The organism is Streptomyces sp. NBC_00459, assembly GCF_036013955.1.
Classification (GTDB): Bacteria; Actinomycetota; Actinomycetes; order Streptomycetales; family Streptomycetaceae; genus Streptomyces.
Genome location: NZ_CP107903.1, coordinates 1,347,902 through 1,373,959, shown reverse-complemented (window position 1 = coordinate 1,373,959; position 26,058 = coordinate 1,347,902). Strand labels below are relative to the sequence as shown.

General features: G+C 70.9%; 25 protein-coding genes and 1 pseudogene. 17 read left to right on the top strand and 9 right to left on the bottom strand.

The features are described 5' to 3' along the window. Window positions 1-17: 17 nt before the first annotated feature. A pseudogene (locus OHN74_RS05800) lies at window positions 18-262 on the top strand (YbaK/EbsC family protein); the annotation flags it as partial. 57 nt (window positions 263-319) lie between these two features. Here OHN74_RS05800 and OHN74_RS05795 read toward each other — a convergent pair. Continuing rightward, window positions 320-1,555 (bottom strand): 4-hydroxybenzoate 3-monooxygenase, encoded by a 1,236-nt coding sequence (locus tag OHN74_RS05795; protein ID WP_443060347.1) that lies wholly within the window; start codon window positions 1,553-1,555, stop codon window positions 320-322. Window positions 1,556-1,708: 153 nt separating this feature from the next. On the opposite strand from OHN74_RS05795, the gene OHN74_RS05790 reads away from it, so the two are divergent. Next, window positions 1,709-3,145: an alginate lyase family protein gene (locus OHN74_RS05790; RefSeq protein ID WP_327700002.1), complete on the top strand. Its 1,437-nt coding sequence runs from the start codon at window positions 1,709-1,711 to the stop codon at window positions 3,143-3,145. 27 nt (window positions 3,146-3,172) lie between these two features. Here OHN74_RS05790 and OHN74_RS05785 read toward each other — a convergent pair whose 3' ends face one another. After that, window positions 3,173-3,580 (bottom strand): CoA-binding protein, encoded by a 408-nt coding sequence (locus tag OHN74_RS05785; protein ID WP_327693462.1) that lies wholly within the window; start codon window positions 3,578-3,580, stop codon window positions 3,173-3,175. 135 nt (window positions 3,581-3,715) lie between these two features. On the opposite strand from OHN74_RS05785, the gene mftR reads away from it, so the two are divergent. Beyond that, the gene (gene mftR, locus OHN74_RS05780) at window positions 3,716-4,408 is read left to right on the top strand and encodes a mycofactocin system transcriptional regulator (protein WP_327693461.1); all 693 of its coding nucleotides are present in this window, start codon (window positions 3,716-3,718) and stop codon (window positions 4,406-4,408) included. Between the two features lie 141 nt (window positions 4,409-4,549). Here the strand turns inward: mftR and mftG are convergent, their stop codons facing one another. Further along, complete coding sequence (gene mftG / locus OHN74_RS05775; RefSeq protein ID WP_327693460.1) at window positions 4,550-6,088, bottom strand: mycofactocin dehydrogenase MftG; 1,539 nt, start codon at window positions 6,086-6,088, stop codon at window positions 4,550-4,552. 120 nt (window positions 6,089-6,208) lie between these two features. Here mftG and mftA point away from each other — a divergent pair, with 120 nt between their 5' ends. From mftA to OHN74_RS05730, 9 genes are all read left to right on the top strand, one after another. Next, window positions 6,209-6,355 (top strand): mycofactocin precursor MftA, encoded by a 147-nt coding sequence (mftA, locus tag OHN74_RS05770; RefSeq protein WP_327693459.1) that lies wholly within the window; start codon window positions 6,209-6,211, stop codon window positions 6,353-6,355. Between the two features lie 8 nt (window positions 6,356-6,363). Next, entirely contained in the window at window positions 6,364-6,630 is a 267-nt protein-coding gene (mftB, locus tag OHN74_RS05765) for a mycofactocin biosynthesis chaperone MftB (RefSeq protein WP_327693458.1), read from the top strand. Continuing rightward, window positions 6,627-7,853 carry a mycofactocin radical SAM maturase gene (mftC, locus tag OHN74_RS05760; protein ID WP_327693457.1) on the top strand — a complete coding sequence of 409 codons (1,227 nt, stop codon included), beginning with the start codon at window positions 6,627-6,629 and terminating at the stop codon, window positions 7,851-7,853. Before mftB ends, mftC begins: the two co-directional genes overlap by 4 nt. After that, window positions 7,846-9,051: a pre-mycofactocin synthase MftD gene (gene mftD / locus OHN74_RS05755; protein WP_327693456.1), complete on the top strand. Its 1,206-nt coding sequence runs from the start codon at window positions 7,846-7,848 to the stop codon at window positions 9,049-9,051. Before mftC ends, mftD begins: the two co-directional genes overlap by 8 nt. A 2-nt stretch (window positions 9,052-9,053) precedes the next feature. Further along, the gene (mftE, locus tag OHN74_RS05750; protein ID WP_327693455.1) at window positions 9,054-9,785 is read left to right on the top strand and encodes a mycofactocin biosynthesis peptidyl-dipeptidase MftE; all 732 of its coding nucleotides are present in this window, start codon (window positions 9,054-9,056) and stop codon (window positions 9,783-9,785) included. After that, window positions 9,782-11,179, top strand: a complete 1,398-nt coding sequence (mftF, locus tag OHN74_RS05745) for a mycofactocin biosynthesis glycosyltransferase MftF (RefSeq protein WP_327693454.1) — start codon at window positions 9,782-9,784, stop codon at window positions 11,177-11,179. The genes mftE and mftF overlap by 4 nt, the downstream gene beginning before the upstream one ends. A 125-nt stretch (window positions 11,180-11,304) precedes the next feature. Then, window positions 11,305-12,486: a hydroxylase gene (locus OHN74_RS05740; protein ID WP_327693453.1), complete on the top strand. Its 1,182-nt coding sequence runs from the start codon at window positions 11,305-11,307 to the stop codon at window positions 12,484-12,486. Between the two features lie 9 nt (window positions 12,487-12,495). Continuing rightward, on the top strand, window positions 12,496-13,038 hold the full coding sequence (locus tag OHN74_RS05735) for a flavin reductase family protein (protein ID WP_327693452.1): 543 nt from the start codon (window positions 12,496-12,498) through the stop codon (window positions 13,036-13,038). Window positions 13,039-13,081: 43 nt separating this feature from the next. Further along, window positions 13,082-13,822 carry a hypothetical protein gene (locus tag OHN74_RS05730; RefSeq protein WP_327693451.1) on the top strand — a complete coding sequence of 247 codons (741 nt, stop codon included), beginning with the start codon at window positions 13,082-13,084 and terminating at the stop codon, window positions 13,820-13,822. A gap of 60 nt (window positions 13,823-13,882) precedes the next feature. Here OHN74_RS05730 and OHN74_RS05725 read toward each other — a convergent pair whose 3' ends face one another. From OHN74_RS05725 to OHN74_RS05715, 3 genes are read right to left on the bottom strand one after another with little or no spacing between them, the layout of a single operon-like run. Next, on the bottom strand, window positions 13,883-14,668 hold the full coding sequence (locus OHN74_RS05725) for an SDR family NAD(P)-dependent oxidoreductase (RefSeq protein ID WP_327693450.1): 786 nt from the start codon (window positions 14,666-14,668) through the stop codon (window positions 13,883-13,885). Window positions 14,669-14,675: 7 nt separating this feature from the next. After that, a complete protein-coding gene (locus OHN74_RS05720) occupies window positions 14,676-15,440 on the bottom strand; it encodes an SDR family NAD(P)-dependent oxidoreductase (RefSeq protein ID WP_327693449.1) in 765 nt (254 codons plus the stop codon). 38 nt (window positions 15,441-15,478) lie between these two features. After that, window positions 15,479-16,615, bottom strand: coding sequence for an acyl-CoA dehydrogenase family protein (locus OHN74_RS05715; protein WP_327693448.1), 1,137 nt, complete (start codon window positions 16,613-16,615; stop codon window positions 15,479-15,481). A gap of 130 nt (window positions 16,616-16,745) precedes the next feature. Here OHN74_RS05715 and OHN74_RS05710 point away from each other — a divergent pair, with 130 nt between their 5' ends. Further along, a complete protein-coding gene (locus OHN74_RS05710) occupies window positions 16,746-17,918 on the top strand; it encodes a thiolase family protein (RefSeq protein WP_327693447.1) in 1,173 nt (390 codons plus the stop codon). A gap of 125 nt (window positions 17,919-18,043) precedes the next feature. Here OHN74_RS05710 and OHN74_RS05705 read toward each other — a convergent pair whose 3' ends face one another. Beyond that, complete coding sequence (locus OHN74_RS05705) at window positions 18,044-19,522, bottom strand: aldehyde dehydrogenase family protein (RefSeq protein WP_327693446.1); 1,479 nt, start codon at window positions 19,520-19,522, stop codon at window positions 18,044-18,046. Between the two features lie 204 nt (window positions 19,523-19,726). On the opposite strand from OHN74_RS05705, the gene OHN74_RS05700 reads away from it, so the two are divergent. Then, complete coding sequence (locus OHN74_RS05700; RefSeq protein ID WP_327693445.1) at window positions 19,727-21,004, top strand: amidohydrolase family protein; 1,278 nt, start codon at window positions 19,727-19,729, stop codon at window positions 21,002-21,004. 101 nt (window positions 21,005-21,105) lie between these two features. Here OHN74_RS05700 and OHN74_RS05695 read toward each other — a convergent pair whose 3' ends face one another. Both OHN74_RS05695 and OHN74_RS05690 read right to left on the bottom strand, forming a co-directional pair. Beyond that, window positions 21,106-22,134: an LLM class flavin-dependent oxidoreductase gene (locus OHN74_RS05695; protein WP_327693444.1), complete on the bottom strand. Its 1,029-nt coding sequence runs from the start codon at window positions 22,132-22,134 to the stop codon at window positions 21,106-21,108. A gap of 60 nt (window positions 22,135-22,194) precedes the next feature. Further along, window positions 22,195-22,968 (bottom strand): enoyl-CoA hydratase/isomerase family protein, encoded by a 774-nt coding sequence (locus OHN74_RS05690; RefSeq protein WP_327693443.1) that lies wholly within the window; start codon window positions 22,966-22,968, stop codon window positions 22,195-22,197. A gap of 119 nt (window positions 22,969-23,087) precedes the next feature. On the opposite strand from OHN74_RS05690, the gene OHN74_RS05685 reads away from it, so the two are divergent. Genes OHN74_RS05685 through OHN74_RS05675 form a run of 3 tightly spaced genes read left to right on the top strand, consistent with a single transcriptional unit; the run spans window position 23,088 to window position 26,007 of the window. Beyond that, window positions 23,088-23,405: a hypothetical protein gene (locus OHN74_RS05685; RefSeq protein WP_327693442.1), complete on the top strand. Its 318-nt coding sequence runs from the start codon at window positions 23,088-23,090 to the stop codon at window positions 23,403-23,405. Window positions 23,406-23,421: 16 nt separating this feature from the next. Then, the gene (locus OHN74_RS05680; protein WP_327693441.1) at window positions 23,422-24,921 is read left to right on the top strand and encodes a class I adenylate-forming enzyme family protein; all 1,500 of its coding nucleotides are present in this window, start codon (window positions 23,422-23,424) and stop codon (window positions 24,919-24,921) included. A gap of 60 nt (window positions 24,922-24,981) precedes the next feature. Continuing rightward, complete coding sequence (locus tag OHN74_RS05675; RefSeq protein ID WP_327693440.1) at window positions 24,982-26,007, top strand: phosphotransferase family protein; 1,026 nt, start codon at window positions 24,982-24,984, stop codon at window positions 26,005-26,007. Window positions 26,008-26,058: the final 51 nt, after the last annotated feature.

Here is a 26,058-nt window from a genome sequence, read left to right as displayed (position 1 = left end):
CTGCCTAGACGAACTCACTCGGCGCCCGCAAGGCGTCGTTCGCGTCGATGGACACGGCCGTCGGGGAGAGCGGCATGGAGTACGGAGGCATCACGCCGATCGGACTCCCCGACACCTGGCCCCTGTTGGTCGACCCGGCCGTCATCGACCTTCCCTGGGTGCTGGTCGGCAGCGGGCGCGGCGCGGCAAGCTGCTGGTGCCGGGGAAGGTGTTCGCCGAGCTTCCCGGTGCCGTGGTGGTGGCCGGGCTGGGCATCAACTGACCGCAGGCCGTGGGCTGGTGAGCCCGCGGCAGGTACAGGTCGTCGCGTATTCCGGGGTCAGTGGTCGGCGTCCTTGCCGATGTACACGTCGGCGAAAGCCGCTGCGGCCGCGGGGGAGCTGAGGATACGGCGGAGACGGGCCAGGGTCGTGCCGGAGCGGAACGGGTCGCCCGACGACGCCCCGTGATAGATGTCGGACAGCCACAGGGAGAACTCCTGGTACTGCCACACGCGCCGCAGACACGCCTTCGAGTAGTCGTTGAGCGCGTCGGGGTCGCCCTTCGTGAGGTAGTCGACGAGTCCGTCGCCGAGCAGGAAGGCGTCGTGGAGGGCGAGGTTCATTCCCTTGGCGGCGATGGGCGCGGTGAGATGGGCCGCGTCGCCGGCCAGGAACAGCCGCCCGAACTGCATGGGTTCCACCACGTAGTTGTGCATGTCGAGGACGCGCTTCTCGATCAGACGGCCCTCGTTGAGCGGTGGTGCGCCCAACGCGCCGAGCCGTTCGTGCAGTTCGGCCCAGACGCGTTCGTCCGGCCAGTTCTCCGGGTCGTCTCCGGGCGGGCATTCCAGGTAGTAGCGGGTGACCTCGGGGCCCCGGGCCATGTGCCCGGCGAAGCCGCGCGGATGGATGCCGAACATCACGCAGTCGTTGGACGGCGGCGCCTCGGCGAGAAGGGCCAGCCAGCCGACGCCGTAGTCGTGCCGCGCGACACGGGTGTGCGCCGCCGGAATCGCCGTACGGGTCACCCCGCGTGCCCCGTCGCATCCGGCGATGAACTCGCCCTGCACGTACTCCCGTTGGCCTGACTCCGCGGAGACGTAGGACACCGCCGGCCGGTCGGTGTCGAGGTCGTGGACGAGCACGTCCCGCACGCTGAAGCGGATGTCACCGCCGCGCACGTCCGCGTACTCGCGCACCAGGTCCGTCACCAACAGCGGCTGGGGATAGGCGAAGTGGCGGTGGCCCGACAGCTCGGCGTACTCGAAGCGATGACGTCGACCGCCGAACCGGAACTCGCACGTCGTGTGGGTACCGGCCCGCTCCAGCAACGTGTCGGCCAGGCCCCGCTGTTGGAGCGCGCGTACCGCCCACTCCTCGATGAAGCCGGCCCGGGGGTGCTGCTCGATGAACTCCCGGCTCTCCGTCTCCAGCACCACGCAGTCGATACCGGCGGCCCGCAGGATGTTCCCGACGGTGAGCCCGGCCGGTCCCGCGCCCACGATCACCACCGGAAACCGTTGTGCGGACGGGGAGTTGGGTGTGAGATCGGGGGGAGGTGAGGCGAAGGTCACCCGAACATTATGTCCGCCGCCCGCCACGGTCGGGCAACCGCACTTTTCGTTATCGACGGCCCCGGCACGCGTCTCCTCTCCGCAACTCCGAGAGCAACTCACCCCCCAGAGCCAAGGACCGGAGCTTTGAACACAGGTATCAGCCGTCGCGGCATGTTGAAGTTCACCGGCGCGACGGCGGGCGCCGTCACCGTCGGTACGACCCTCGCCGCCCCACAGGCCACCGCGGCCGGCGCCGGTCTCGTCCACCCGGGCATGCTGCACACCCGTACGGATCTGGACCGGATGGCGAAGAAGGTGAAGGCCGGTGCGGCGCCGTACACGGCGGGCTTCGCACGGCTGACCGCCAACCGCCATGCGCAGAGCGGCTGGACGGCCAACCCGCAGGCCACGGTCTACCGGGGTTCGGGATCTCCACAGAACTACGCGATTCTCTACAACGACATCCACGCGGCCTATCAGAACGCCCTGCGGTGGCATGTCACCGGTGAGAGCGCGTACGCGGACACCGCCGTCGCGATCCTCAACGCCTGGTCGGCGAAGCTGACCGCGGTGGCGGGCTCCGCCGACCGGTTCCTCGCGGCGGGCCTGTACGGCTACCAGTTCGCCAACGCGGCCGAACTCGTGCGCGACCACACCGACTTCGACCTCGCCCGCTTCCAGAAGATGATGCTGGACGTCTTCTGTCCGCTCAGTGAGGACTTCCTGGCCAACCACAACGGTGCCGTCATCACCAACTACTGGGCCAACTGGGACCTCACGGCCATCGCCTGCGTCCTGGCCATCGGCATCCTCTGTGACGACCGCGCCAGGATCGACCGGGCCGTCGAGTACTTCAAGCACGGCGCCGGCATGGGCTCCGTCAAGAACGCCATCCCGGTCGTGTACGACGACCAGGGGCTCGGCGAATGGGTCGAGGCGGGCCGCGACCAGGGGCACGCGCTGCTCGGCGTCGGCCTGATGGGCACCGTCTGCGAGATGGCCTGGAACCAGGGCATCGACCTGTACGGCTACGACGACAGCCGCTTCCTCAAGGGCGCCCAGTACGTGGCCAAGTGGAGCATGGGAGGCGAGGTGCCGTACACGGCGAACACCCGCAGGAAGGGTGCCGTGGGCGGCTGGTCGGGCAGCGAGAGCGCGACCGGTGCCGCCGGCGTGGACCCGGCGATGACCCGCCCGATCTGGGCCATGATCGCCAACCACTACACCAAGCGCCGGGGCCTGTCCGCCACCTATCTGACCCGGATCGCCGCCCGGGCGACCCCCGAGGGCGGCGGCGGTGACTACGGACCCAACAGCGGGGGATACGACCAACTCGGCTTCGGGACACTGGCGTTCACCCGGGACAAGGAGATCGCGCGCGTGAGTGCGAGCCCCGGCCCGAGCGCCGGTGGGGAGAGCGTGAGCGCCGGCGAAGCGGATGCGTCTCCGTCGGCCGGTCCGACTGCCCAGGGCGGCAAGGGCGAGGACCTCGCCGCGACCGGTACGACGGACGTCGTCGCCTGGACCGCCGCGACCGGTGTCACCGCTCTCGCGGGCGGACTCCTGCTGCTGCGGCGACGGGGTCGGGCGGGTGGCCCGGCACAGTGAGGCCGCCGAACCGGGTCGGTACGAGGGTCAGCCGAGGCGAGGCAGCTCGATGGCCGGGCAGCGGTCCATGACCATGTCGAGGCCGGCGGCGCGGGCGCGGTCGTAGGCGGCCTCGTCGATGACGCCGAGCTGGTACCAGACGGCCTTGGCACCGATGGTGGTGGCCTCGTCGGCGACCTGGCCGGCGAGGTCGCTGTTCACGAACACGTCGACGACGTCGACAGCGAAGGGGATGTCGGCCAGCGAGGCGTAACCCTGCTCGCCGTGGACCGTCTCGGCCTTCGGATGGACGGGGACGATCCGTTTGCCGTGGCGCTGGAGCACCTCGGCCACGCGGTACGCGGCCCGCTGCTGGTTCGACGACAGGCCCACGATCGCCCAGGTGTCGCCGAGCTCGGTCAGGATCTTGCGGATCGTCGCTGGGTCGCCGTACACGCCCGGCCTCCTTGGGATTCGTGCTGGGTGTTCGTACCGCCGCCGGCGTACGCGACAACAGTGGCCCGCCTGCGATGATTCCCCGCGTGCCCCGGGGTGGGTGTCCGGGGGCTCGGCCGATGCATGATGTGCGGTGTGGTTGCTGAAACGGGACGGCGGGAGAGCGTGGCGGGCGGAGCGGCGGGCGTGCGGTCGGCCGAGTACCGGGCCGGTGGTGACGGCCGGGAAGGGGCGAGCCGTACGGGCCGCCCGAGGGTGACCTCGCGGGCCGCTCTCGAACGCCTGGGCTTCGAGCTGTTCGCCCGGCAGGGCTTCGACGCGACCACGGTCGACGACATCGCGGCCGCCGCCGGCATCGGCCGGCGCACCTTCTTCCGCTACTTCGCGTCCAAGAACGACCTTGTGTGGGGCGACTTCGAGGACCAGTTGCTGAGGCTTGAGCACTTGCTGGCGGCGACCGATCCGGCTGCCCCGATGATGGACGCGCTGCGTGGCGCAGTGGTCGAGTTCAACCGGTTCGACCCGGCGGTGGTGCCCTGGCACCGGCAACGGATGACGCTGATCCTTCGGGTGCCGACGCTCCAGGCCGACTCGACCGTGCGCTACACGACGTGGCGGGCGCTCGTCACGGAGTTCGCCGCGCGGCGCATGGGCCTGTCGGTGTCCGACCTGATGCCGCGGCTGCTCGGGCACGCGGCCCTGGCCGCGTGCATCGCCGCGTACGAGCACTGGCTGACGGACGAGGAGGCGAGTCTCGGCGCGCTTCTGGATCAGGCCGTACGGCAGCTCGCCGTTGGGTTCGACGGGGTCACGATGCGCGGTCTGTGAGGAGCGCTCCGCGGGAGGAGCGGCGAGGGGGCGTGGGTTCGCTGCGGCGCCGTCGTGGCTGGTCGCGCAGTTCCCCGCGCCCCTTGGGGGGCGCTGTGCCGCACCGGGGTATTGCCCACCGGCCCGCTGACGGACAACCGCCTAACGCGCGGAGCGCATCGCGTCTGCGATCAGCTCGCCTATGAGGACGGCGGTCGCCGCCGGGCCGCGCAGTGGGGCCGAGGGGAGGATCGATGTGTCCGCGACTCGGAGGCCGTGTACGCCGTGCACCCTCCCGTACGGGTCGACGGCGGGGCCCATGGGGACCGTCGCGCACATGTGGTGGGAGGTGCCGAGGTGGGCGTGGATCCAGGCGTCGAGCGACCGGTCGTCGTCCAGTACCTCGGGGCCGGGTTCGACGGGACCGGCGGACACCTTGTCGAAGGCGGGAGCGGCGAGCAGCGCGGCGGTCGTGCGGACCGCTTCGCGCATCCGGCGTCTGTCCTCGGGGGTCCGCAGGTAGTGGTAGTCGAGGCCCGGGGTTACGGCGGGGTCGGCGGACCGGGTGCGAATACGGCCCCCGAGGCCCGGTGACTGCACGGACACGAGAAACGCGAGGGGTGCGCCGGGAGCTGCCACCGTCCCGCCGGCCAGAGCGGACAGGGGGAGGAGCGACTGGAGGATCTCCAGGTCGCCGCCCGGGTGACGACCGTCCGACGACGGCAGATGCAGGACTCCGCCGAGCCAGGAGCCGGCCGGTTCGGGAAGGGGCGAGCGGGGCGTCCACTCCAGGACGACCTGGGGATGGTCGCCGAACCGGACACCGACGGACGGGGCGTCCCGGACCACCGGGATACCCAGGCGGTCCAGGTCGCGGCGCGGTCCGACGCCCGAGAGGTGCAGCAGCTGCGGGGAACGCAACGCCCCGGCACACAGGACGACTTCGCCGCATTCCACGATTTCGCGGCGCCCGTCGCGTTCCACGACCACACCGGTGGCGCGGCCGTGCTCGACGACGATCCGATGGACCGTACTGCCGCCCCGGACCGTCAGGTTGGGCCGGTGGAGCGCGGGGAGCAGGTAGCTGACGCCGGTGTTGAGGCGCAGTCCGTCGACCGCGTTGCACGGGACCGGTCCGAACCCCGGTTCCTGCTGGGCGTTCTTGTCCGGCTCCGACGGAAAACCCAGGTGGTGGGCCGCGTCCCGGAAGGCCGTGGCGGCGGGGTGCCGCAGGTCCGTGCGCCGCACCCGCACCGGGCCGGCCGCCCCGTGCGACGCGTCGGCGCCGTGGTCGAGATCGGCCTCCAGGGCCCGCAGGAAGGGCAGCACACCCTCGTACGACCAGGCGGCACCGCCCGCCGCCGACCACCGGTCGAAGTCCTCGCGCCGGGCCCGCACGAAGTACCCGCCGTTCACGGTGGTCGAGCCGCCCAGGAAGCGACCCCGGACGACCGTGTACGGCCGCCGCGGCGTGAGGTGCGCCGGGTACGGCTGCACCGCGGGGTTCCCGGGCCGCGCTCCGGGCACGAGTCGCGCGTCCAGCAACTCGGGCGGAAACGCCGAGAGTTGGCGGGGTACTGGGCCGGACTCCAGTACCAGCACGGTGCGATCGACGTCCTCGGTCAGTCGGGCCGCGAGCGGCGCACCGCTGCCGCCGGTCCCTATGACGATGACGTCGGGCGTCATATCTGCCTGCCTCATGGAGAGTTGGCCTTCTTCTGGGTCCCTCGCAGTTCTCGTGGCGCCTGCCCCCTTCACTTTCGGCACCCGGTGCCATTATTCTCCGGAAGTCCGATGGGAGCGATGTACAGGGAGAGTCGCATGACCGAGATCCACGTCGCCCAGCCCGTCCCGGCCACCGGGATCCAGGCCGGGCAGTCCCCTGCCGAAGAGTCGCTGGAGTCGCTGATCGAGGCCGACGACCTTGTCGAGGAGGTCTCCATCGACGGCATGTGCGGCGTCTACTAGGCCGCCCGGTGGACCTCGACAGGGCCTGGGACCTGCACCCTCAGGTCTCCGTGCGCCCGGAACCCTTCGGTGCGCTGCTCTACCACTTCGGCACCCGCAAACTCTCGTTCCTCAAGGACCGTCGCCTGCTGGCCGTCGTCCAGTGCCTCGCACAGGCGCCCACGGCCCGCGCCGCCTGCCTCGCTGCGGGCCTCGGGGAGGACGAACTCCCGCGCTACAGACGGGCGTTGGCCGTCCTTGTCCAGTCGTCGATGGTCGTCGGAAGGACACCATGACCGCTCCCGCCGCTGCCACACCACGGCTGGTCGACCTGTTCGAGCACGGGCTCGACGCGCCGATCTGCCTCACCTGGGAGCTGACCTACGCCTGCAACCTGGCCTGCGCCCACTGTCTGTCCAGCTCCGGCAGGCGCGACCCCCGCGAGCTGAGCACAGAGGAGGCCAAGGCCGTCATCGACGAGCTGGAGGCCATGCAGGTCTTCTACGTCAACATCGGCGGCGGCGAGCCGACCGTCCGCGCCGACTTCTGGGAACTCCTGGACTACGCAACGGCACACCACGTGGGCGTCAAGTTCTCCACCAACGGCGTCCGCATCACCCCCGAGGCCGCCACCCGCCTGGCCCGCAACGACTACGTCGACGTCCAGATCTCCCTCGACGGCGCGACCGCCGACGTCAACGACGCGGTGCGCGGGGCCGGTTCGTACGCCACGGCGTTGCGGGCGCTGGAGAACCTGGCCGCCGCAGGAATGCGGAACTTCAAGATCTCCGTGGTCTGCACCCGGCACAACATCCCGCAGCTGGACGCCTTCAAGGCGCTCGCCGACCGCTTCGGCGCCCAACTGCGCCTGACCCGGCTGCGGCCCTCCGGACGCGGTGCCGACGTCTGGGACGACCTGCACCCCACCGCCGGGCAGCAACGCGAGCTGTACGACTGGCTGTTGGCGCACGGCGACAACGTGCTGACCGGGGACTCCTTCTTCCATCTCTCCGCGTACGGCGAGGCGTTGCCCGGTCTCAACCTGTGCGGTGCCGGACGCGTGGTCTGTCTGATCGACCCGGTCGGTGACGTCTACGCCTGCCCGTTCGCCATCCACGACGAGTTCCTCGCGGGCAACGTCCGTGAGCCGGGCGGCTTTTCGGGGGTGTGGCGCGACTCGGAGCTGTTCCGGCGGCTGCGGACCCCGCAGCACGGCGGAGCCTGTGCCTCCTGCGCCTTCTACGACACGTGCAAGGGCGGCTGCATGGCCGCGAAGTTCTTCACCGGGCTGCCGCTGGACGGCCCCGACCCGGAGTGCGTACAGGGGTACGGCGAGGAACTGCTGGCCCATCGGGACGCGACGGTGGTGCCGAAGCCGTCCGGTGACCACTCCCGCAGGACGGTGGACCTCGTCCTCACCCGCCGCCCACCCGGCAGGCCGCCGGTGAGCGACTGCGACGAACATCCGCTGGCCGGGATGGATTTGACGCCCACCGGAAAGGACGCCACACATGCCTAGGAACCCCTGGTTCGAGACGGTTGCCGAGGCGCAGCGCCGGGCGAAGCGGCGGCTGCCGAGCTCGGTCTACGGCGCTCTGGTTGCGGGCTCCGAGCGCGGGCGCACCATCGACGACAACATCACTGCCTTCGCCGAACTGGGCTTCGCCCCGCGCGTCGTGGGACATCACGCGCAGCGCGACCTGTCGACGACGGTAATGGGCGTGCACACCTCGCTGCCGGTGCTCATCTCGCCGACGGGGGTGCAGGCGGTCCACCCGGACGGCGAGGTCGCCGTCGCCCGGGCCGCTGCCGACCGGGGCGTCGTCATGGGCCTCAGTTCGTTCGCGAGCAAGCCGGTGGAGGAGGTGTCCGACGCCCAGCCGGACTTCTTCTACCAGCTCTACTGGAGCGGCACGCGCGACACCATGGTCCAGCGGATGGACCGGGCCAGGGCGGCCGGCGCCAAGGCCCTCATAGTCACCCTGGACTGGTCGTTCTCCCACGGCCGCGACTGGGGGAGCCCTTCCATACCGGAGAAGCTCGATCTCCGGACCGCGCTGCGGTTCGCCCCCGATGTGCTGCCCCGGCCCAAGTGGCTCTGGCAGTACGCCCGGTCCGGCCGACTCCCCGACCTCACCGTGCCCAACCTGCGGGCCCCCGGCGGCCGGTCGCCCACCTTCTTCGGCGCCTACGGCGAGTGGATGCAGACCGCGCCGCCGACCTGGGACGACGTCAAGTGGCTGCGCGCCGAGTGGGGCGGACCCTTCCTCCTCAAGGGGGTGACCCGGGTCGACGACGCCAGACGGGCGGTCGACGCGGGGGTGTCGGCGCTGTCCGTGTCCAACCACGGCGGGAACAACCTGGACACCACCCCGGCCACGATCCGCGTGCTCCCGTCCGTCGTGGAGGCGGTCGGCGACCAGGTCGAGGTCCTTCTGGACGGCGGCATCCGGCGCGGCAGCGATGTCGCGAAGGCACTCGCCCTCGGCGCCCGAGCCGTCCTGATCGGCCGCGCCTACCTGTGGGGCCTGGCCGCCAACGGGCAGGCCGGCGTGGCGAACGTGCTGGACATCCTGCGCGGCGGCCTCGACTCGGCGGTACTGGGCCTCGGTCACTCCTCGGTCCACGAGCTGTCGCCCGAGGACCTGGTGATACCGCCGGGCTTCCCACTGACCCTGGGCGGCGCCGACCTCCCGGGTCCCGCCCCGGTCGCCTGACCATGGCGCCGCACGTCCTGGCCGACGCCGTCTGGCCGGCCGTACCGTCCGGTGTGCTGGTCCTCGTCCCGGTCGGGTCCACCGAGCAGCACGGCCCGCATCTGCCGCTCGACACCGACACCGTCGTCGCCCGTGCCGTCGTACAGCGCACGGCGGACGCCCTGCCCGCGTCGTGGGTGGCACCGCCGGTCGCCTACGGCGCCAGCGGCGAACACGCGCACTTCCCGGGGACCGTCTCGATCGGGCACGAGGCGCTGAGCACGGTGGTCGTGGAACTGACACGCTCCCTCTCCCTGTGGGCGGGCCGCATCGTGTTCGTCAACGGCCACGGAGGCAACACCGCCACCCTCGACACCGCCCTCCGCCTGCTGCGCGCCGAGGGCCACGACATCGCCTGGACCGCCTGCGGGACACCCGGCGGTGACGCGCACGCCGGTCGTACGGAGACCTCCCTGATGCTGCACCTGGACCCGGCGCGCGTACGGCTCGGCGCCGCCGTCGCGGGCGACACACGCCCCCTGCCCGACCTCCTGCCGGATCTCGCTGCCCACGGTGTCCGCGCCGTCTCGCCCTCCGGTGTGCTCGGCGATCCTGCCGGGGCCTCGGCCGAGGAGGGCAGCCGGACGATGGAGGCGATGGTGTCGGCCACGGTCCGCCGGATCGGCGCGTGGACGGTCGACTACCGGGGCCGCCTCGCCGATCCGGCCCGCCGTACCGGGTCCGTACGCCGATGACGCTTCCCGCCGACGTCGGTGTCGTCGTCGCGTTCGACCGGCACACCCGCGTCGTCGACGGCGGGCGCGCCCTCGTCGGCGGATTCCCGACCCGCCTGCTACGACTGACACCGCGGGCCCGCAAACTCGTCGTCGGTCGGACAATTCCCGTACGGGACGCGGCGAGCGCGCTCCTCGCGGACCGGCTGATCGACTGCGGCCTGGCCCAACCCGTCGTCGACTCGCTGCCCATGCCGCGCGACCCCCGGTACACGGTCGTGATCCCGGTCCGCGACCGTCCGCGCCAACTGGACCGGCTCCTGCGCAGCATCGGCACGGGCCCGCCCGTGATCGTGGTCGACGACGCCTCGCGGCACCCGACCCCCGTGGCGGCCGTCGCCGCCCGGTACGGCGCCCGCCTGGTCGCCCTGGACACGAACACCGGCCCCGCCGGTGCGCGCAACGCCGGGCTCCGCCACGTGACCACGCCCTACGTCGTCCTCGCCGACTCCGACATCGTGCTGAACCCCGACACGGTGCCGACCCTGCTCCGGCACTTCGCCGATCCCCGGGTCGCCATGGCCGTACCCCGCATCACCGGTCTGGGCGGCGGCGCCACCACCTGGATCGAGCGGTACGAGAACACCCGGTCCTCCCTCGACCTCGGCGCCCACCCGGCCGCGGTGCGCCCCGGCACGCCCGTCTCCTGGGCGCCGACGGCCTGCGCGGTGGCACGGGTGGACGCGCTGCGGGACGGGCGCGGGTTCGATGAGGCGATGCGGGTGGGGGAGGACGTCGACCTGTGCTGGCGACTGCTCCGGGCGGGGCTGCGGGTGCGCTACGAGCCCGCCGTCCGCGCCTCCCACGAGCACCGGGTGCGGGTGGGCGACTGGTTCCTGCGCAAGGCCGTGTACGGGACCGGGGCGCATCCGCTCGCCCTGCGGCACCCCGAGAACATCGCGCCGGCCGTGTTCGCCCCCTGGAGCGCGGTGTTCGCCGCCGCGCTGCTCGCCCAACGGCGCTGGTCGGCGCCGGTCGCGGGGACCGTTCTCGGCGTCGTCGTCCTGCGTATCGGCCGCAAGTTCGAGGGCACCCGGCATCCGTACCGGCTGGCCGTGCCGCTCGCGGGCAACGGGGCCCTCGCCACCCTGGCGCAGACCTCCGCGCTGCTCACCCGGCACTGGTGGCCGCTCACCGCCGTCGGCTGCCTGATGTCCCGGCGGATGCGGCGGGCCGCAGCGGTCGCCGCTCTGGCCGACATCGCACTCGAGTACCGGCGCGGCGACGACTCACTGGACCCGCTCCGCTACGGCGTCGCCCGCCGACTGGACGACCTCGCCTACGGCGCCGGCGTGTGGTTCTCCGCCCTCAAAGGCCGCTCCACCGCCGCGTTGCGGCCCCGCGTCACCCGCTGAGGCGCGCCTGTCCCGGTCAGCGGAAAGCGTTCAGCGGGCCTCGGGGGGCGTCACGACACTGAGGACATCCTGCCGCCGGGGACGTGCGGCGTACGCGATGGATCAGTTGCCAGGAGGTGTGCGGCGTGACGCATGAAGTGGTCGGTCGTGTCGAGGAGCTGGGTTCCGAACTGGCCGCACTCGCCGACGAGAACGAGTCACTCGGCAGACTGAGCGACCGGACCGTCGAACTGCTCAAGTCCGCAGGGGTCATCCGGCTTCTGCAGCCCAAGGAGTTCGGCGGATTCGGTGCTCACCCCCGGGACTTCGCGGAAGCGGTGATGGCGGTCGCCCGGCACGACGGAGCCGCGGGCTGGGTGGCCGGAGTCGTCGGGGTGCACCCCTGGGAGCTGGCCCAGATGGATCCCCGGCTCGCACACGAGGTGTGGGACGACGACCCGGACACCTGGATCGCCTCGCCCTACATGCCCAACGGCATCGCCGAACCGGTGGACGGCGGCTATGTCCTCAGCGGACGCTGGCCGTTCTCCTCCGGCAGCGACCACTGTCAGTGGGACTTCCTCGGCGCACTGCTCGGCGACGGCAAGGGGCGGCCCGCCGGGCCCATCACCGTCCTGCACGTCGTGCTGCCCCGCTCGGACTACGAGATCATCGACGGCACCTGGGACGTGGTCGGGCTGTCGGGCACCGGCAGCAAGGACGTCGTCGTCGACAAGGCGTTCATCCCCGAGCACCGAGCCATCCGCCAGGAGGCCGTCCAGGAGGGCGCCGCCGCGGAGGCCGTCGGGCTCACCGACACCCTCTACAAGCTGCCCTTCAGCTCGATGTTCCCGCTCGGCATCACCGCTGCGGTCATCGGCATCTGCGAGGGCGCGCTCGCCGTGCACCTGGCCCAGCAGCGCGACCGGGTCGCCGTGACCGGCGTCCAGGTGCGTGACGACCCCTACGTCCTCTACGCCGCCGGGGAGGCCGCTGCGGAGATCGCCGCCTCCCGGGTCCAACTCATCGACGGCATCAGCCGGTTGTACGACCAGGTCGAGGCCGGCAAGCCCATCGGCATCGAGGACCGGGCCGACGTACGGCGCAACCAGGTCCGTTGCGCCTGGCGGGCCGTCTCCGCGCTGGACGAGATCTTCGCCAGGTCCGGCGGGAACGCGATCCGGCGGGGCAATCCGATGCAGCGGTTCTGGCGGGACGCGCACGTCGGACTCCAGCACATGATCCATGTTCCCGGGGCGGCTTATCACGCGAACGCCCTGGCCCAGATGGGACTTGAGCTGCCCGAGCCGATGCGCATTCTGATCTGAGGAGACCGGATGAGCGACAGTTCCGGTCGTCCGGCGGATTCGATCGACGGGCGCCGATTCCGCGACGTCCTGGGAAACTTCCCCACGAGCGTGGTCGCGATCACCACCACGGACGCCGAACGGCGGCCGCACGGAATGGTGGTCGGGACCTTTACCTCCGTTTCCCTGGACCCGCCCCTGGTGTCCTTTCTCGTCGACCGTTCCTCCACGACCCTGCGGACGATCCGAACCGCCGGCCGTTTCTGCGCCAATTCGCTCGCGGGCAACCAGGAACGACTGTCCCGGCAGCTGGCGGGCCGGGCCTCGCAACGGTTCGAGGGCACCAACTGGAACGCGTCCGCGCTGGGCAGTCCCGTGCTCGACGGAGTGGTCGCCTGGGTCGACTGCACGGTCGAGCAGTTCGTCGAGATCGGCGATCACTGGCTGGTCGTGGGACGGGTCCGCGATCTCCGCGTCGAATCACCGAAAACCCCGTTGCTGTTCTTCCGGGGCGGATACGGCGACTACCTGTCGAGCGCGACGCTCGTGCTGGACAGGCTTGTCGGTTGGTAGCGGTTGATAGCAGTTGGTCAACGAGCTCAAAGGGGAGCCGTAAATGAAGAAAGACCTCCACATAAGACTGCAGAGAATCTCGGCGTGGTGCGGCGTCGTCCTCTTCGTGGGATTCCTCGTCGCGTTCGCCGTGGGCCACCTCACTCCGCCGATGAGCCCGACGGAGAGTCCCGAGGACGTCGTCGCCTTCCTCAAGGACCACCGCACGGGGATCCTCACCTGTGTCGCGCTGATGGTTCTGCTCGTACCGTTCGAGTACCCGTACGTCATCGTGACGAGCATGCAGTTGCGCCGGGTCGAGGGCGGCTGGGGGCTGCTCTCCATGACCCAGCTCACCACCGGCGTGGTCGCTCCGCTCGGGTTCTTCTTCCCGCTCGCGATCCTCGCCGCCGCGGCCTACCGTCCGGAGGCGCACTCCGTCGATGTCCTGACCGCGATGGTCGACATCTTCTGGCTGATGTTCGTGGGCAACGCCTGCATCTTCGTCCTCCAGGTCTGGTCGATCGGATACGCCGCGTTCATCGACCACACCCGGGCCAAGCCGCTCTTCCCGCGCTGGTACGGCTGGCTCAGCATCGTGCTGGGAGTGACGCTCGTCCCGGGTGCCTTCGTCTTCCTCAACCAGGACGGGCCGCTCGCCTGGAACGGACTCCTCGCGAACATCATCCCCTCGGTCGCGTACGCCGTGTGGAAGATCGCCACGCCGTACGTGCTGCTGAAGGCGATCACGAACGAGGAGAAGGAACTCGCCGGGAAACCGGACAACGAACCGGTGACCGTGTAGGACAGCCGGAACGGCTGGGGCCCCGCGACGTCGGTCGCGGGGCCCCAGCCGTTCCAGGCGTCAGACCGACAGCGCGAATCCGCCCGTCACCCGCAGCGTCTCGCCGGTGACGAAGGACGCCTTCGACGAGACCAGATACAGCAGCGCCTCGACGATGTCCTGCTCCCGGCCCTCCTGCCGCAGGATCTGCTCTCCCAGGACGCGTTCGGCTTCGGCGGCGGACAGTTGGGCCCGTACGGCGTCGGTGAAGATGAGGCCCGGCGCGATCGCGTTGACCCGGATGCCGTCGGCGGCGAACTCGCGCGCGAACGACACCGTCAGGCCGCGTACGGCCAGCTTGGACACGCCGTAGATGCTGCGGTTCGCGTAGGCGGCCGACGACGAGATGTTGACGATGGAGGCGCCGGGCCGGCCCCGCATGGCCGGCTGGGCCGCGAGCGTACAGATGACGGTGCCCATGACGTTGACGTCGAGGACCCGCCGTACCTTGGCCAGCCCCAGTTCGGTGAACGGCCTGTTGTAGGCGGCGTGCAGGCCCGCGTTGTTCACCAGGATGTCCAGTCCGCCGTGGCGGTCGGCGATAGCGCTCACGACCGTGCCGACCTCGTCCTCGTCGGCGACGTCACAGGTGACCCCGGTCGCGCCCAGGCCCTTCGCGGTGAGTTCGGCGGCGGCCTCGGCCGCCGCGTCGCCGTCGATGTCGGCGAGCACGACATGCGCGCCGAGGGCGGACAGGGCCTCCCCGAAGGCCTTGCCGAAGCCTCGGCCACCGCCGGTGACGAGGGCCACCCTGCCCTCGTACTCGCTGTTCTGGTCCGCCTTGTCCTGCGGGTTGCCGTCCGGCATCAGAATCTCACCTCGGTCCGAATCGCTGGCCGGCGTCCAGACGGAGGCACTGGCCGTTGAGCATGGGGTTGTCGACGATCGCGAGGGCGAGCTTCGCGTACTCGTCCGGACGGCCCAGGCGCCGGGGGAACGCGGCGTCCTTGACCAGTGCCGCCCGTATCTCGGTAGGGATCTTCTCGGTGGCGCCCGTCTCGAAGAGGCTGGGCGCGATGGCGACGACGCGGATGCCGAGGGAGCCGAGATCGCGGGCCATGGTGAGGCTCATGCCGGCGATCGCCGCCTTGGCGGCGGAGTAGGCGACCTGGCCGATCTGGCCCTCGAAGGCGGCGATCGAGGACGTGTTGACGATGACGCCCCGTTCGCCGTCCGGCTCCTCGGGCTCGTTGCGGCTCATGTGCGCGGCGGCGAGGCGGCTGATGTTGAAGGTGGCCACGGCGTTCAGGTCGAGCACCCGACGGAAGGTGTCCAGGTCGTGCGGCCCGTCCTTGCCGAGCGTGCGCCGTACGCTGCCGCCGCCCGCGGTGGTGACCGACACGTGCAGCCCGCCCAGGGCGTCCACGGCGGCGCTCAGCGCGCTCTCCGTCGCCTCGGAGTCGGTCACGTCCACGGGGTGGAAGCTCCCGCCGAAAGCGGCGGCGACCTCGGCGCCCGCCGACGCCGGACGGTCGAGTACGGCGACCTCGGCGCCGCGGGCCGCGAGCAGCTCGGCGGTGGCCCGGCCCATGCCGGATGCGCCGCCGAACACCACGGCCTTCTTGCCCTTGATCTCCATCGGGAACCTTTCGGGTCTTTGCGCTCGGGAGGATGCGCTCAGGAGGACGCGGTCGAGGTTGCGGGAGAGGGCCGCAGCAGGGTGCACAGACGGTCGCGGTGGACGGCCGCGTCGCCGTACAGGACGCTGTCGGCCCTGGCGCGGCGCAGACAGAGGTGCAGGTCGTGCTCCCAGGTGAAGCCGATGCCGCCGTGCAGCTGGAGCGCCCGCGCCGCGACCTCGCCGGAGCCCGCCGAGACGTACGAGGCGGCGGCACAGGCGGCGCGGGCCGCGTCGTCGGTGCCCGCGTCGGCGGCCATCGCCGCGTAGTGGGTGGCCGCACCGGCGCCGTGCACGAGGAGTGCCATGTCGGCGGCGGAGTGCTTGACGGCCTGGAAGGTGCCGATCGGCTGTCCGAACTGCACCCGGGTCGTGGTGTGTTCGACCGTGAGCTCCAGCAGGCGACGCATCACCCCGAGCGAGTCGGCGCACCGCAGCACCGACGCCTCGTCGAGGAGCCGCTGGACGTCCTCGGGGCCGCCGGTGAGGCGCCGGTCGTGCGGGACGCGTACGCCCTCGAAGCGGACCTCGTGGAACGCGCGGGTCGGATCGAGGGTGCGTTGACGCCGGACGGTGACGCCCGGGGCGTCGCGGTCGACGAGGAACGAGGCCGGGACACCTTCGTGCAGTGCCGTGACGAGCAGCCAGCGGGCACCTTCGGCGTCCTGCACCGCCGTCTTCACGCCGTCGAGGACGTACGTGTCCTCGACCGTGCGCGCGGTGGCGCGGACGCCGCCGAGGGACCAGGGGACCCGAGGTTCGGCGAACGCCCAGGTGGCCCAGGACGATCCGGCGGCCAGGGTCGGCAGCACCTCGGACCGGAGGGCGGGTGCGCCGCCGACGGCGAGTGCCCGGCCCACGACGGCAGTGGGCACGAATGGACCCCGCCCGAGGGCGCGCCCCAACTCCTCCGCGACAAGGGCGAGTTCCACCAGCCCCTGGCCGCTGCCGTCGTACTCCTCGGGTACGCCGAGCCCGGGCCAGCCGAGGTCGGCGGTGAGCCGCCACACCTCGGGGTCGACGTCCTCGTCGCGGTCCAGCCACGCCCGTACGTGCTCGATCGGGGCCCGGTCCGCCAACAGGTCGCGCGAGGCTTCGCGCAACATGGCCTGCTCCTCGCTGAGCTCGAAGTTCACCGGAACAAGGTATCCTCTTTTATGGATCGGGTCGAGATGTCTGGCTGGTAATCGGCTACTGACCGTTGAGTTTCAAGGGGATTCATGAAGGGCCTGTCGATCTCTCCTTGAGTTAAGTACTCTTAATTGCATGGTTGATGCCGTGCTTCTCTCCGCATGCCGTACCGCGATCGGAACCGCCCGAAGGGGAACCCTGCGGGACACCAGCGCCTTCGAACTCGCCACCCTCGTCGTACGCGAGGCCGCCCACCGCAGTGGACTGCCGCTGGAGACGATCGACGACGTCGTCCTCGGTGAGTCACTCGCCGGAGGCGGGGACATCGCCCGGTACGCGGCGATCCGGGCCGGGCTGACCCACGTACCCGGTCTGGCGCACAACCGGCACTGCGCCTCCGGTCTGGCGAGCGTGGCGACAGCCGCCGGGAGCGTACGGGCCGGAATGGACCGTGCGGTCGTCGCGGGCGGCACGCACTCGTCGTCCACGGCGCCGGTGTCCCGGTGGCGGATCCCGGGCACCGACGAATGGCAGGACCCCTGGATGGCGCCGACCCACGTTCCGACGCGGGAGGCCCCCAACGACGACATGGGCGTTCTCGTCGGCTGGAACACCGCCCGGCTGGCCGACCTCACGCGCGAGGAGATGGACGCGTGGGCGCTGCGCTCGCACGAGCGGGCCGTACGGGCCATCGACGAGGGCCGGTTCACCGATGAGATCGTGCCGGTGAAGGTCACGGGGAGGGACGGGGCGACCTCGGTCTTCCACACCGACGAGCATCCCCGGCGCGACACCACCGGGGAGAAGCTGGCGGCGCTGAAGGTGCTGCACCCCGAGATCGAGGGCTTCTCCATCACGGCGGGCAACTCCAGCGGGGTCAACGACGGCGCGGCGGCCGTCGTGGTCGCCGGTTCGGACGTCGCCGCCGCGCACGGACTGACGCCGCTGGCGACCGTACGGTCCTGGGCCAGCGTCGGTGTCGATCCGGTCGAGACGGGGCTGGCGCCGATCGCCGCGATTCGCAAGGCGCTCGGGCGGGCCGGGCTCGGCGTCGAGGACGTCGACCTCTTCGAGGTCAACGAGGCCTTCGCCGCGGTCGCCGTCGTCACCACCATTGAACTGGGCCTCGACCCGGAGCGGGTCAACCCGTTCGGCAGTGGCTGCAGCCTCGGTCACCCGATCGCGACCACCGGCACCCGCATGGTGGTGACCCTGGCGCACGAGTTGCGCCGCAGGGGCGGCGGGACGGCGGTCGCGGCGATGTGCGCGGGTGGGGGCATGGGATCGGCGATGGTGCTGACGGTGTGAGGGCGCTTCCTCACGTGCGGGCCTGGTGAATTCGGGTGCGCGCCGACGCCCGGAAAGGGGCGCGGGGAACTGCGCGACCAGCCTCCACCCACCCGCAGATTCATGACCGCCCTCCCAGTGGAGCGCTACCGTGCGGCCCAGCTGACCGTCTTCGTCTGCAGATACTCGTCGAGCCCGAACTCTCCCCACTCGCGGCCGAGTCCGCTCTGCTTGTATCCGCCGAAGGCGGCCCGCGGGTTCACCCCGGCACTGCCGCCGTTGATCGTCACCCCGCCCGCCCGGATACGCGACGCGATCCCGTGGGCGGCCACCGTGTCGGCGCTCCAGACGGCAGCGGCGAGGCCGTACGGGCTGTCGTTCGCGATCCGTACCGCCTCCTCGTCGGTGGCGAACGGGATGACGACGCCGACCGGTCCGAAGAACTCCGTACGCGCGATGGTCATGCCGTTGTCGACGCCGGTGAAGAGGGTCGGTTCCATGAAGTGGCCCCGGTCGAGGCCCGCCGGACGTCTGCCGCCGTGGACGATCCGGGCCCCTTCCTCCTCGCCGACGCGGATCAGCTTCTCCACCTTGTCCCGCTGGGCCTCGCTGATCAGCGGGCCCATGGTGGTGGCCGGGTCCGCCGGGTCGCCGACCCTGACGGCGGCGAGACCCGCGCTCAGCCGGGCGACCAGCTCGTCATGGACGGACTCGTGGACGAGCGTGCGGGTCAGCAGCGAGCAGCCCTGTCCGGCGTGGGTGGTGATGCCCGCGAGCGCGGACCGTACGGCGCCGTCGAGGTCGGCGTCGGCGCGGACGATGCTCGCCGACTTGCCGCCGAGTTCTAGGACGACCTTCTTCAGGGAGGCCGCGGCCTGGGCGTAGACCGTGCGCCCGACGGTGTCCGACCCGGTGAAGCTGACCAGGTCCACCATGGGGTGGGTGGTGAGTTCGCGGCCGGCCTCGATGTCGCCGGTGACGATGTTCAGCACACCGGGGGGCAGCCCGGCGGCGTCGGCGAAGTCGCCGATCAGCAGGGACTCCAGGGGAGTCGCGGGCGCCGGTTTGAGCACGGCGGTGCAGCCCGCCGCGAGAGCCGGGATCACCTTCATCATGCTGAGGAAGAAGGGGAAGTTGTAGGCGGAGATCAGGGCGCACACGCCGAACGCCTCGCGGCGCAGCACCCCTTGGGAGATGCCGATGCCCGGCGCGACGGTCGGCTGCATCGGGCGCTCCCAGGCGAACGCCGGCATGACCCGCTCGGCCATGTCGCGCAGGTGGGCCACCGGGACGCGGGTCTGCAGGCTCTCCGCGAGCGGACGGACCGATCCCGCCTCGGCGATGTTGACGGCGACGAGGTCCGGGAGCCTGCGCTCCATCTCCTCGGCCATGCGCAACAGCACCGCGGCCCGCTCGGCGGGCTTCAGCCGGGGCCACGGCCCCTCGTCGAAGGCCCGGCGCGCCGCCTCGACGGCACGTCGCACATCCGTGAGCGAGGACTGGGGCACCTCGGCGATCAATTCCTCCGTCGCCGGATTGCGTACGACGAGTGACGCCTCCGAATCGCCGTCCGTGCGATGCCCGTCAATGTAGAGCTGCGAAGAGAACGAGTAAGCCGTCGTCATGCAGTTGAGTGTACTTAATTGCAGGCTTGAGGGAAGAGGGTGCGTTGATCGGCCCCAAGTCAGGCGTCTGTCAGGTTTCTTGAACGCGTCGGGCCGCTAATCCGTATGCTGAATCATTGACTAGACCGATCGGTACAGGTAACTTCGGCCTCATCCGCGGGGTGGATTCTGCGCGAACGACGATGTTCGAAAGAGGTACCGCCTGTGTTCAAGGAATTTGTCGTCTCCGGCGATTCGCACATCATCGAGCCGGTCGATCTCTTCAAGACCCGGCTCCCCAAGAACCTGCGTGAACGGGCCCTTTGGGAAGAGGAGTTCACGCTCGACGAGCCGATCGTGCCGGGCGGGCACACGGAGTTCAAGAAACTGCACACCATCGGGTTCGACGGCTGGACCATCTCCAAATACCGTCAGACCGGCGGGGAGACCCCGGACGGCGATCCCGAGCACATCCTCCGGGACATGAACATCGACGGCGTCGACGCCTCGGTGATGTTCCCGAACCTTTCGCTGTTCGTCCTGTTCACCGACGACCACGAACTGTCCATGGCGCACGCCCGCGTCTGGAACGACTACCTGGTCGAGCGGTATCTGCCGTACAAGGACCGGCTGCGCCCGACGGCGGCCATCCCTCTCACGAACGTGCCCGAGGCCGTCGCGGAGATCGAGCGGATCGCGCGGCTGGGCCTCGGGGCGATCCTCGTGCCGGAGATCCCGCCGATGCCCTTCTACTCGCGGGAGTACGACCCGGTCTGGGCCGCCGCGCAGGCGCACGGGCTGCCGGTGTTCATCCATGTGGCGACCGGCGGGGTCAAGGTCAAGGAGGAGGTGTCCGAGACGGCGGTGACCGTCCGGGGCCTGATGAACGCCATGAACATGGGCAAGGGCAACCTGACCGACGACATGGTCGCCGGCCGCACCATGGGCTTCGCGGTCGGGTCGGCCGTGGCCGGTCCGCAGGGCATCATCGCCAGCCTCGTCGGCGGCGGTGTGTGCGAGCGCTTCCCCGACCTGCACTTCAACCTGATCGAGTACACGGCCGGCTGGCTGGTGTCCTTCATGGGCTACATGGACAAGGCGTGGAAGACCGGCACCGGTCAGGACCCCGACTGGTGGCTCGGCTTCTGGGACGACAACCGTCCCCCGACCGAGCAGCCCTCCATGGGGCGGCTGTTCGCCATCAACGACAAGTGGCCCTACCCGCTCAAGCCCACCGAGTACGTCCGGCGCCAGATCCACGTCCAGTTCGCCGACGACCCGACGGCCGTCAAGGCCCGCCACATCACCGGCCTCTCCACGGTCATGTGGGGCAACGACTACCCGCACGCCGAGGGCACCTTCCGCGACAGCGCCGAGTGCATCGCCGAGAACTTCGAGGGCGTCCCGGACGAGGACCGCGCGGCGATTCTCGGCGGCACGCTGGCCGACGTCGTGCACTTCGACAAGAGCAGGAAGCTCGCGCCGCTTCCCCAGGACGCCTGAGCTGTGCCTGGCCCGCAGCTGATCTGCGGCTGACAGGCGGTTGCGCCAAGGACCGGCCCCGGAGCGTGGACGCTCCGGGGCCGGTCGCCCGCGTGCGTGTGTCAGGGGTGCTCCGGTACGTCCGGAACCGCGCCGATCAGGGCCAGGGCCGCCCGGGAGTACGCGGCCCGTCGCCGCCCGCTCACCATGAAGCTCGGGGGCGCGAAGTAGCCGACGTCACGAGGGAGCGAGCCGGCGCGGCGGGCGAGGGTGTCCTTCGCCTCGGCGGTCGTCCCGCAGACGGCGATCTCGGTGACCATCTCGTCGGTGACCGCCCGGGCCATGGCGTCGGTGTCGCCCGTCCGGAACGCGGCCCGCAGCCGGGCGACCGGTTCCTCCCAGCCGTGGTGGGCGACATAGGGGTCGTACGTCTTCACCGTGAGGTAGAAGGCGATCATCCGGCGGGCATCCGCGACGGCGCGTTCGGGTGCGGAGTCGTCGACTGCCGTGATGATCCAGCCGTGTTCTAGGAAACGCGGCTCCGGAACGCCGCCGCTCGCGCCGCCCCCCGCGCCGCGCTCCACCGAGGGCCGTACGACGTCGTTCCACCAGGAGGAGGTGAACAGGCCGTGCCCCACGACACCGTCGGCGACCCGGCCCGCGGTCGCGGCCATGCCGGTGTTGAACGCGGCGAGCAGGACCGGGATGTCCAGCCGGCCGAGCACCGGCGCCCGGACATCGGCGTCCAGCGAATAGAACTCACCGGAGTAGCTGACCTTCTCGCCGTTCTCCGCGTGCAGCCAGGCCCGCACCGCGCCGACCGTCTCGGCGATCCGGGCCACCGGACGTTCGGCGGGTACGCCCAGCCAGTCCCGGTTGATCCTGAACGCGGCGCTGCCCAGACCGAGGAACAGCCTGCCCGGCGCCTGCGCGTGCAGCTGGCGCAGGGCGGTGGCGTGGGCGTAGGGGGTGCGGGCGAACGCGTAGGCGATGGCGGGGCCCGCCAGGGCGTGGTCGGTGTTCGCCACGATGTCGGCCACCGTGAGATAGGCGTCGTGGTCGACGAACTCCCCGGCGCAGAAGGCGCCGACACCGGCCTGCTCGGCCTCCCGTGCGACGTCCCGGCCGGGCCAGGGCATGCCGAACAACATGGAAGCCTCACCTTCGTAGCCTCTATAAAGTGCACTCTTTTCATGCAGGCTAGGGGAGTGTCAGCGCAGTGTCCACTGTCCCCGGGGCACTTCGGCGCGGTCGATCTCGGCCTTGCCGACGGGGTTGCCGATCTGTGTGTACGACAGTCCGGTGCGCAGCGCCTGGGTGCGCGTCGAGTCGAGCGACTCCCAGATCGCCCGGACGGTGCCCTGGATGGCGGCTGGCGGTTTGGCGGCGATGAGTCGGGCGATCCCGTCGGCGCGGTCCCACAGTTCCGCACCCGGGAGCACCTCGCTGACCAGGCCGATCTGCAGGGCGCGCGCCGCCGACACACGCTCGTCCAGGCCGAGCAGTGCGATGCGCAGCGCCTCGCCGAGCGGGACGCGCCGGGCGAGGCCGATCGGTTCCAGGGCCGCGGTGAGCCCGTAGCTGACGTGCGGATCGAAGAACGTGGCGTCGTCCGAGCAGATCACGATGTCGGCCTCGTTGAGCCAGTAGAAGGCGCCGCCGGCGGCCATCCCGTGCACCGCGCAGACCAGCGGTTTCCATACCTGGTTCAGCTTCGGCGAGAGGTACTCCCCGGGGTCGGTCTGCGACCAGACGTTGGGATGGCGGTCGATGCCCTCCTTCACGTCCATGCCCGTGCAGAACGCCCGCTCGCCCGCGCCCCGCAACACGACGACGTGCACGTCGTCGTCGGTCCTGACGGTCTGCCAGATGGCCGAGAACTCCTCCAGCATCCGCTGGTTGAAGCCGTTCATGACCTCCGGCCGGTTCAGGGTGATCGTGGCGACGTGGTCGGCCACCTCGAACAGGACGGTCCTGAGCTCCATCGGGCACTCCGTTCGTCACGCTGCCTTGGTTCGTCATCTCGACGTGATCGAGGTAAGTAGTATACTTTTTTCTGGTCTTCGGGCATCGGAACGGAACAAGATCCGCGGAGGAACCTGCGATGAGGCCACGTGTGGGGCAGATGCTCGCCAGTACGGTCGACACCACGGCGGTGATCGTCGTTCGGTGCCCGGAGCAGGAGTTGGAGATCACCTGCGGCGGGGCGGCCATGGCCGAGGCGAACGGGCCGGGGCCCGCCGCCACCGGCACCGCAGACCCCGACCCCGGCCTGATGGGCGGTTCCCTGCTCGGCAAGAGGTACGCCGCCGAGGACCTCGGCCTGGAACTGCTCTGCACCAGGCAGGGACAGGGCACGCTGGCGGTGAACGGCGTCCCCATGCCGATGAAGAGCGCCAAGCCGCTCCCGGCCTCGGACTGAGGGCGGGAGCGGGCCGATGAACATAGCGATGCTGTTGGACATGGCCGCCGAGGGATTCGACGACCGGGTCCTGATCGGTCGCGCTGACGACGGGCTCACCGCCCCGCGGCTACGTGAACTGGCCGTTGGCGGAGCCCGGTCGGTGCGCGCGGCCGACGCTGACGCCATCGTGTACCTGGCGGTGAACGGCCCGGCCCTCCCGGTCGCGCTGTTCGCCGCGGCCCACGCCGGAGTCCCGCTGATCCCGGTCAACTACCGCCTGGGGGAAGCGCAGTTGGACGCGCTGCTGGCGAACCACCCTCGCGCCCTGGGTATCGCCGACCCGGAACACGGCGAGGCACTGCGCCGGGCCGGGCTCGCCGTACGCAGCCCGGACCAGTGGCTCACCGAGGCGGCCCGGGCCGCAGCCGCTCCGGGCGGCGAGGAACCGGCGCCGGCGCCCGACTCCCCGGCGGTCCTCATCTACACGAGCGGTACGACCTCGACGCCGAAGGGCGTGGTCCTGCGCCACCACAACCTGGTGTCCTACGTACTCGGCACTGTGGAGTTCGCCGGCGCGGGACCGGACGAGGCAGCCCTGGTGAGCGTGCCGCCCTACCACATCGCCGCTGTGTCGAACGTGCTGACCAACCTGTACGCGGGGCGCCGCGCCCTGAGCCTCGACCAGTTCACCGCTGAGGGCTGGCTGGACCTCGTACGGCGGCAGCGCGTCACCAACGCCATGGTGGTGCCGACGATGCTGGCCCGCATCATGGACACGGACGGCCTGGACCGCTCGGTGCCCTCGCTGCGCGCGCTCGCCTACGGCGGGGCCAGGATGCCCGTAAGGGTGATCGAGACCGCGCTGCATGCCTGGCCGCACGTCGACTTCGTGAACGCCTACGGGCTGACGGAGACCTCGTCCACCATCACCGTCCTGGGCCCGCAGGAGCATCGCACGGCCGTCGCGAGCGCCGATCCCGCCGTACGGGCCCGGCTAGGGTCCGCCGGGCTGCCGCTGCCGGGTGTCGAACTGGAGGTCCGTGACGCGTCCGGCGCGGTCGTCGCCCCCGGCAGGACCGGGCAGATCTGGGTGCGTGGCGACCAGGTGTCGGGGGAGTACGCCGGGCAGGGCTGCGCGGTCGACGAGCGCGGGTTCTTCCACACCCGCGACCAGGGGCGGATCGACTCCGACGGCTACCTCCACATCGAGGGCAGGGCCGACGACACGATCATCCGCGGAGCCGAGAACATCGCGCCCGCCGAGATCGAGGACGTCCTGCTGCGCCACCCGGACGTGCTGGACGCGGTCGTCGTCGGTGTCCCGGACGAGGAGTGGGGCCAGCGCATCGAGGCCGTGGTCGTGGTCCGGGACGGTGCGGAGGTCGACGCCGGAGACCTGCGTGCGCAGGTGCGCGGCACGCTGCGCGGCTCGAAGACGCCGGAGCGCATCACCCGTTGGCCCGAACTGCCCCGCACCCCGACCGGCAAGCTCGTGCGCCGCGACATCGTCGAGGCACTGACCGCCGACCGTTGACCCGCTGACCGACGTACGCAGCTGCCAGGCCGTCGGCCGACAAGGATGAGAGACCGGTCCATGAGCACCGTCGCCAACAGCACTGATCCGATAACGGAGTTGACGCGCCGCACGGCCGAGGCACTGCGCGGCTGGGCCCCCGAGGGCACGGTGGTGTCGGTCGAACCGCTCACCGGCGGCACATCGAGCCTCACCTACGTCGCCGAACTGTCCGGCGTCCCCGACGGACACGAGCGCGTCGTCCTCAAAGTGGCCCCGCCCGGCCTCCAGCCGGTCCGCAACCGGGACGTGCTGCGCCAGGCGCGGCTCATGCACGTACTGGCGGGCGTGCCCGGCGTGCGGGTGCCGAAGGTGCTGTTCTGGGAGAAGGGTGCACCCCCGGCCCAACAGCCTTTCGTGGCCATGGAGTTGGTGCCCGGGGACTGTGTGGAACCGGTGCTCGTGCCCCGGGGCGCACTGTCCGCCGCGCAGGTACGCGCCCGGGCCCTGGACGCGGCCAGGATGCTCGCCCACCTGCACCGCACGGACCCCAAGCGAACCGCCCTCGCCGTGGAGCCGGTTGTCACGCCCGGCGCCGAGATCAACCGCTGGACCCGGGCGTTCACGACGGTCCCCGAGGACCTGCGCACCGGCTACGAGGCGGTCGCGGACCGGCTGCGCGCGACCGTTCCCGCCGCGATGATGCCGGTGTTCACCCACGGCGACTACCGCCTCGGCAACACACTGTGCGACGCGGACTCGGTCAACGCGGTCATCGACTGGGAGATCTGGTCGCTCGGCGACCCCAGGGTCGACATCACCTGGCTGACCTTCTTCACGGACGAGGCCGACCACCCGGCGTCCCTGTCCCCGGAGCCGACCGGCATGCCGGGCAAGGCCGAACTCATCGACACCTACGAGGAGGCCCGGGGCGAACGGCTCCCGGACCTATGGTGGTTCGAGGCCCTGACGAAGTACAAGGAGTCCGCCGCCACGGCCCTGCTGATCAAGCGCGGCAGGAAGGCGGATCACCTGACCGACATGCACCAGCGCATGCTGCCCGCGTTGCCGGTCCTGCTCGACGAGGCGATGCAACTGCTGGGCTGAGGTTGCTGGGCGGTGCCGGGGATCCTGGGTGCAGACCAGCGCCCCGAAAGG

Bases quoted from the DNA above. Each gene is read 5' to 3' on its own strand.
- OHN74_RS05705 (WP_327693446.1), bottom strand. From the start codon at position 19,522: ATGACGACGGCTTACTCGTTCTCTTCGCAGCTCTACATTGACGGGCAT.
- OHN74_RS05730 (WP_327693451.1), top strand. From the start codon at position 13,082: ATGAAGAAAGACCTCCACATAAGACTGCAGAGAATCTCGGCGTGGTGC.
- mftA (WP_327693459.1), top strand. From the start codon at position 6,209: ATGACCGAGATCCACGTCGCCCAGCCCGTCCCGGCCACCGGGATCCAG.
- mftG (WP_327693460.1), bottom strand. From the start codon at position 6,088: ATGAGGCAGGCAGATATGACGCCCGACGTCATCGTCATAGGGACCGGC.
- mftE (WP_327693455.1), top strand. From the start codon at position 9,054: ATGGCGCCGCACGTCCTGGCCGACGCCGTCTGGCCGGCCGTACCGTCC.
- OHN74_RS05735 (WP_327693452.1), top strand. From the start codon at position 12,496: ATGAGCGACAGTTCCGGTCGTCCGGCGGATTCGATCGACGGGCGCCGA.
- OHN74_RS05675 (WP_327693440.1), top strand. From the start codon at position 24,982: ATGAGCACCGTCGCCAACAGCACTGATCCGATAACGGAGTTGACGCGC.
- OHN74_RS05720 (WP_327693449.1), bottom strand. From the start codon at position 15,440: ATGGAGATCAAGGGCAAGAAGGCCGTGGTGTTCGGCGGCGCATCCGGC.
- OHN74_RS05790 (WP_327700002.1), top strand. From the start codon at position 1,709: ATGTTGAAGTTCACCGGCGCGACGGCGGGCGCCGTCACCGTCGGTACG.
- OHN74_RS05710 (WP_327693447.1), top strand. From the start codon at position 16,746: ATGGTTGATGCCGTGCTTCTCTCCGCATGCCGTACCGCGATCGGAACC.
- mftD (WP_327693456.1), top strand. From the start codon at position 7,846: ATGCCTAGGAACCCCTGGTTCGAGACGGTTGCCGAGGCGCAGCGCCGG.
- OHN74_RS05685 (WP_327693442.1), top strand. From the start codon at position 23,088: ATGAGGCCACGTGTGGGGCAGATGCTCGCCAGTACGGTCGACACCACG.
- OHN74_RS05680 (WP_327693441.1), top strand. From the start codon at position 23,422: ATGAACATAGCGATGCTGTTGGACATGGCCGCCGAGGGATTCGACGAC.
- OHN74_RS05690 (WP_327693443.1), bottom strand. From the start codon at position 22,968: ATGGAGCTCAGGACCGTCCTGTTCGAGGTGGCCGACCACGTCGCCACG.
- mftC (WP_327693457.1), top strand. From the start codon at position 6,627: ATGACCGCTCCCGCCGCTGCCACACCACGGCTGGTCGACCTGTTCGAG.
- OHN74_RS05695 (WP_327693444.1), bottom strand. From the start codon at position 22,134: ATGTTGTTCGGCATGCCCTGGCCCGGCCGGGACGTCGCACGGGAGGCC.
- mftF (WP_327693454.1), top strand. From the start codon at position 9,782: ATGACGCTTCCCGCCGACGTCGGTGTCGTCGTCGCGTTCGACCGGCAC.
- OHN74_RS05725 (WP_327693450.1), bottom strand. From the start codon at position 14,668: ATGCCGGACGGCAACCCGCAGGACAAGGCGGACCAGAACAGCGAGTAC.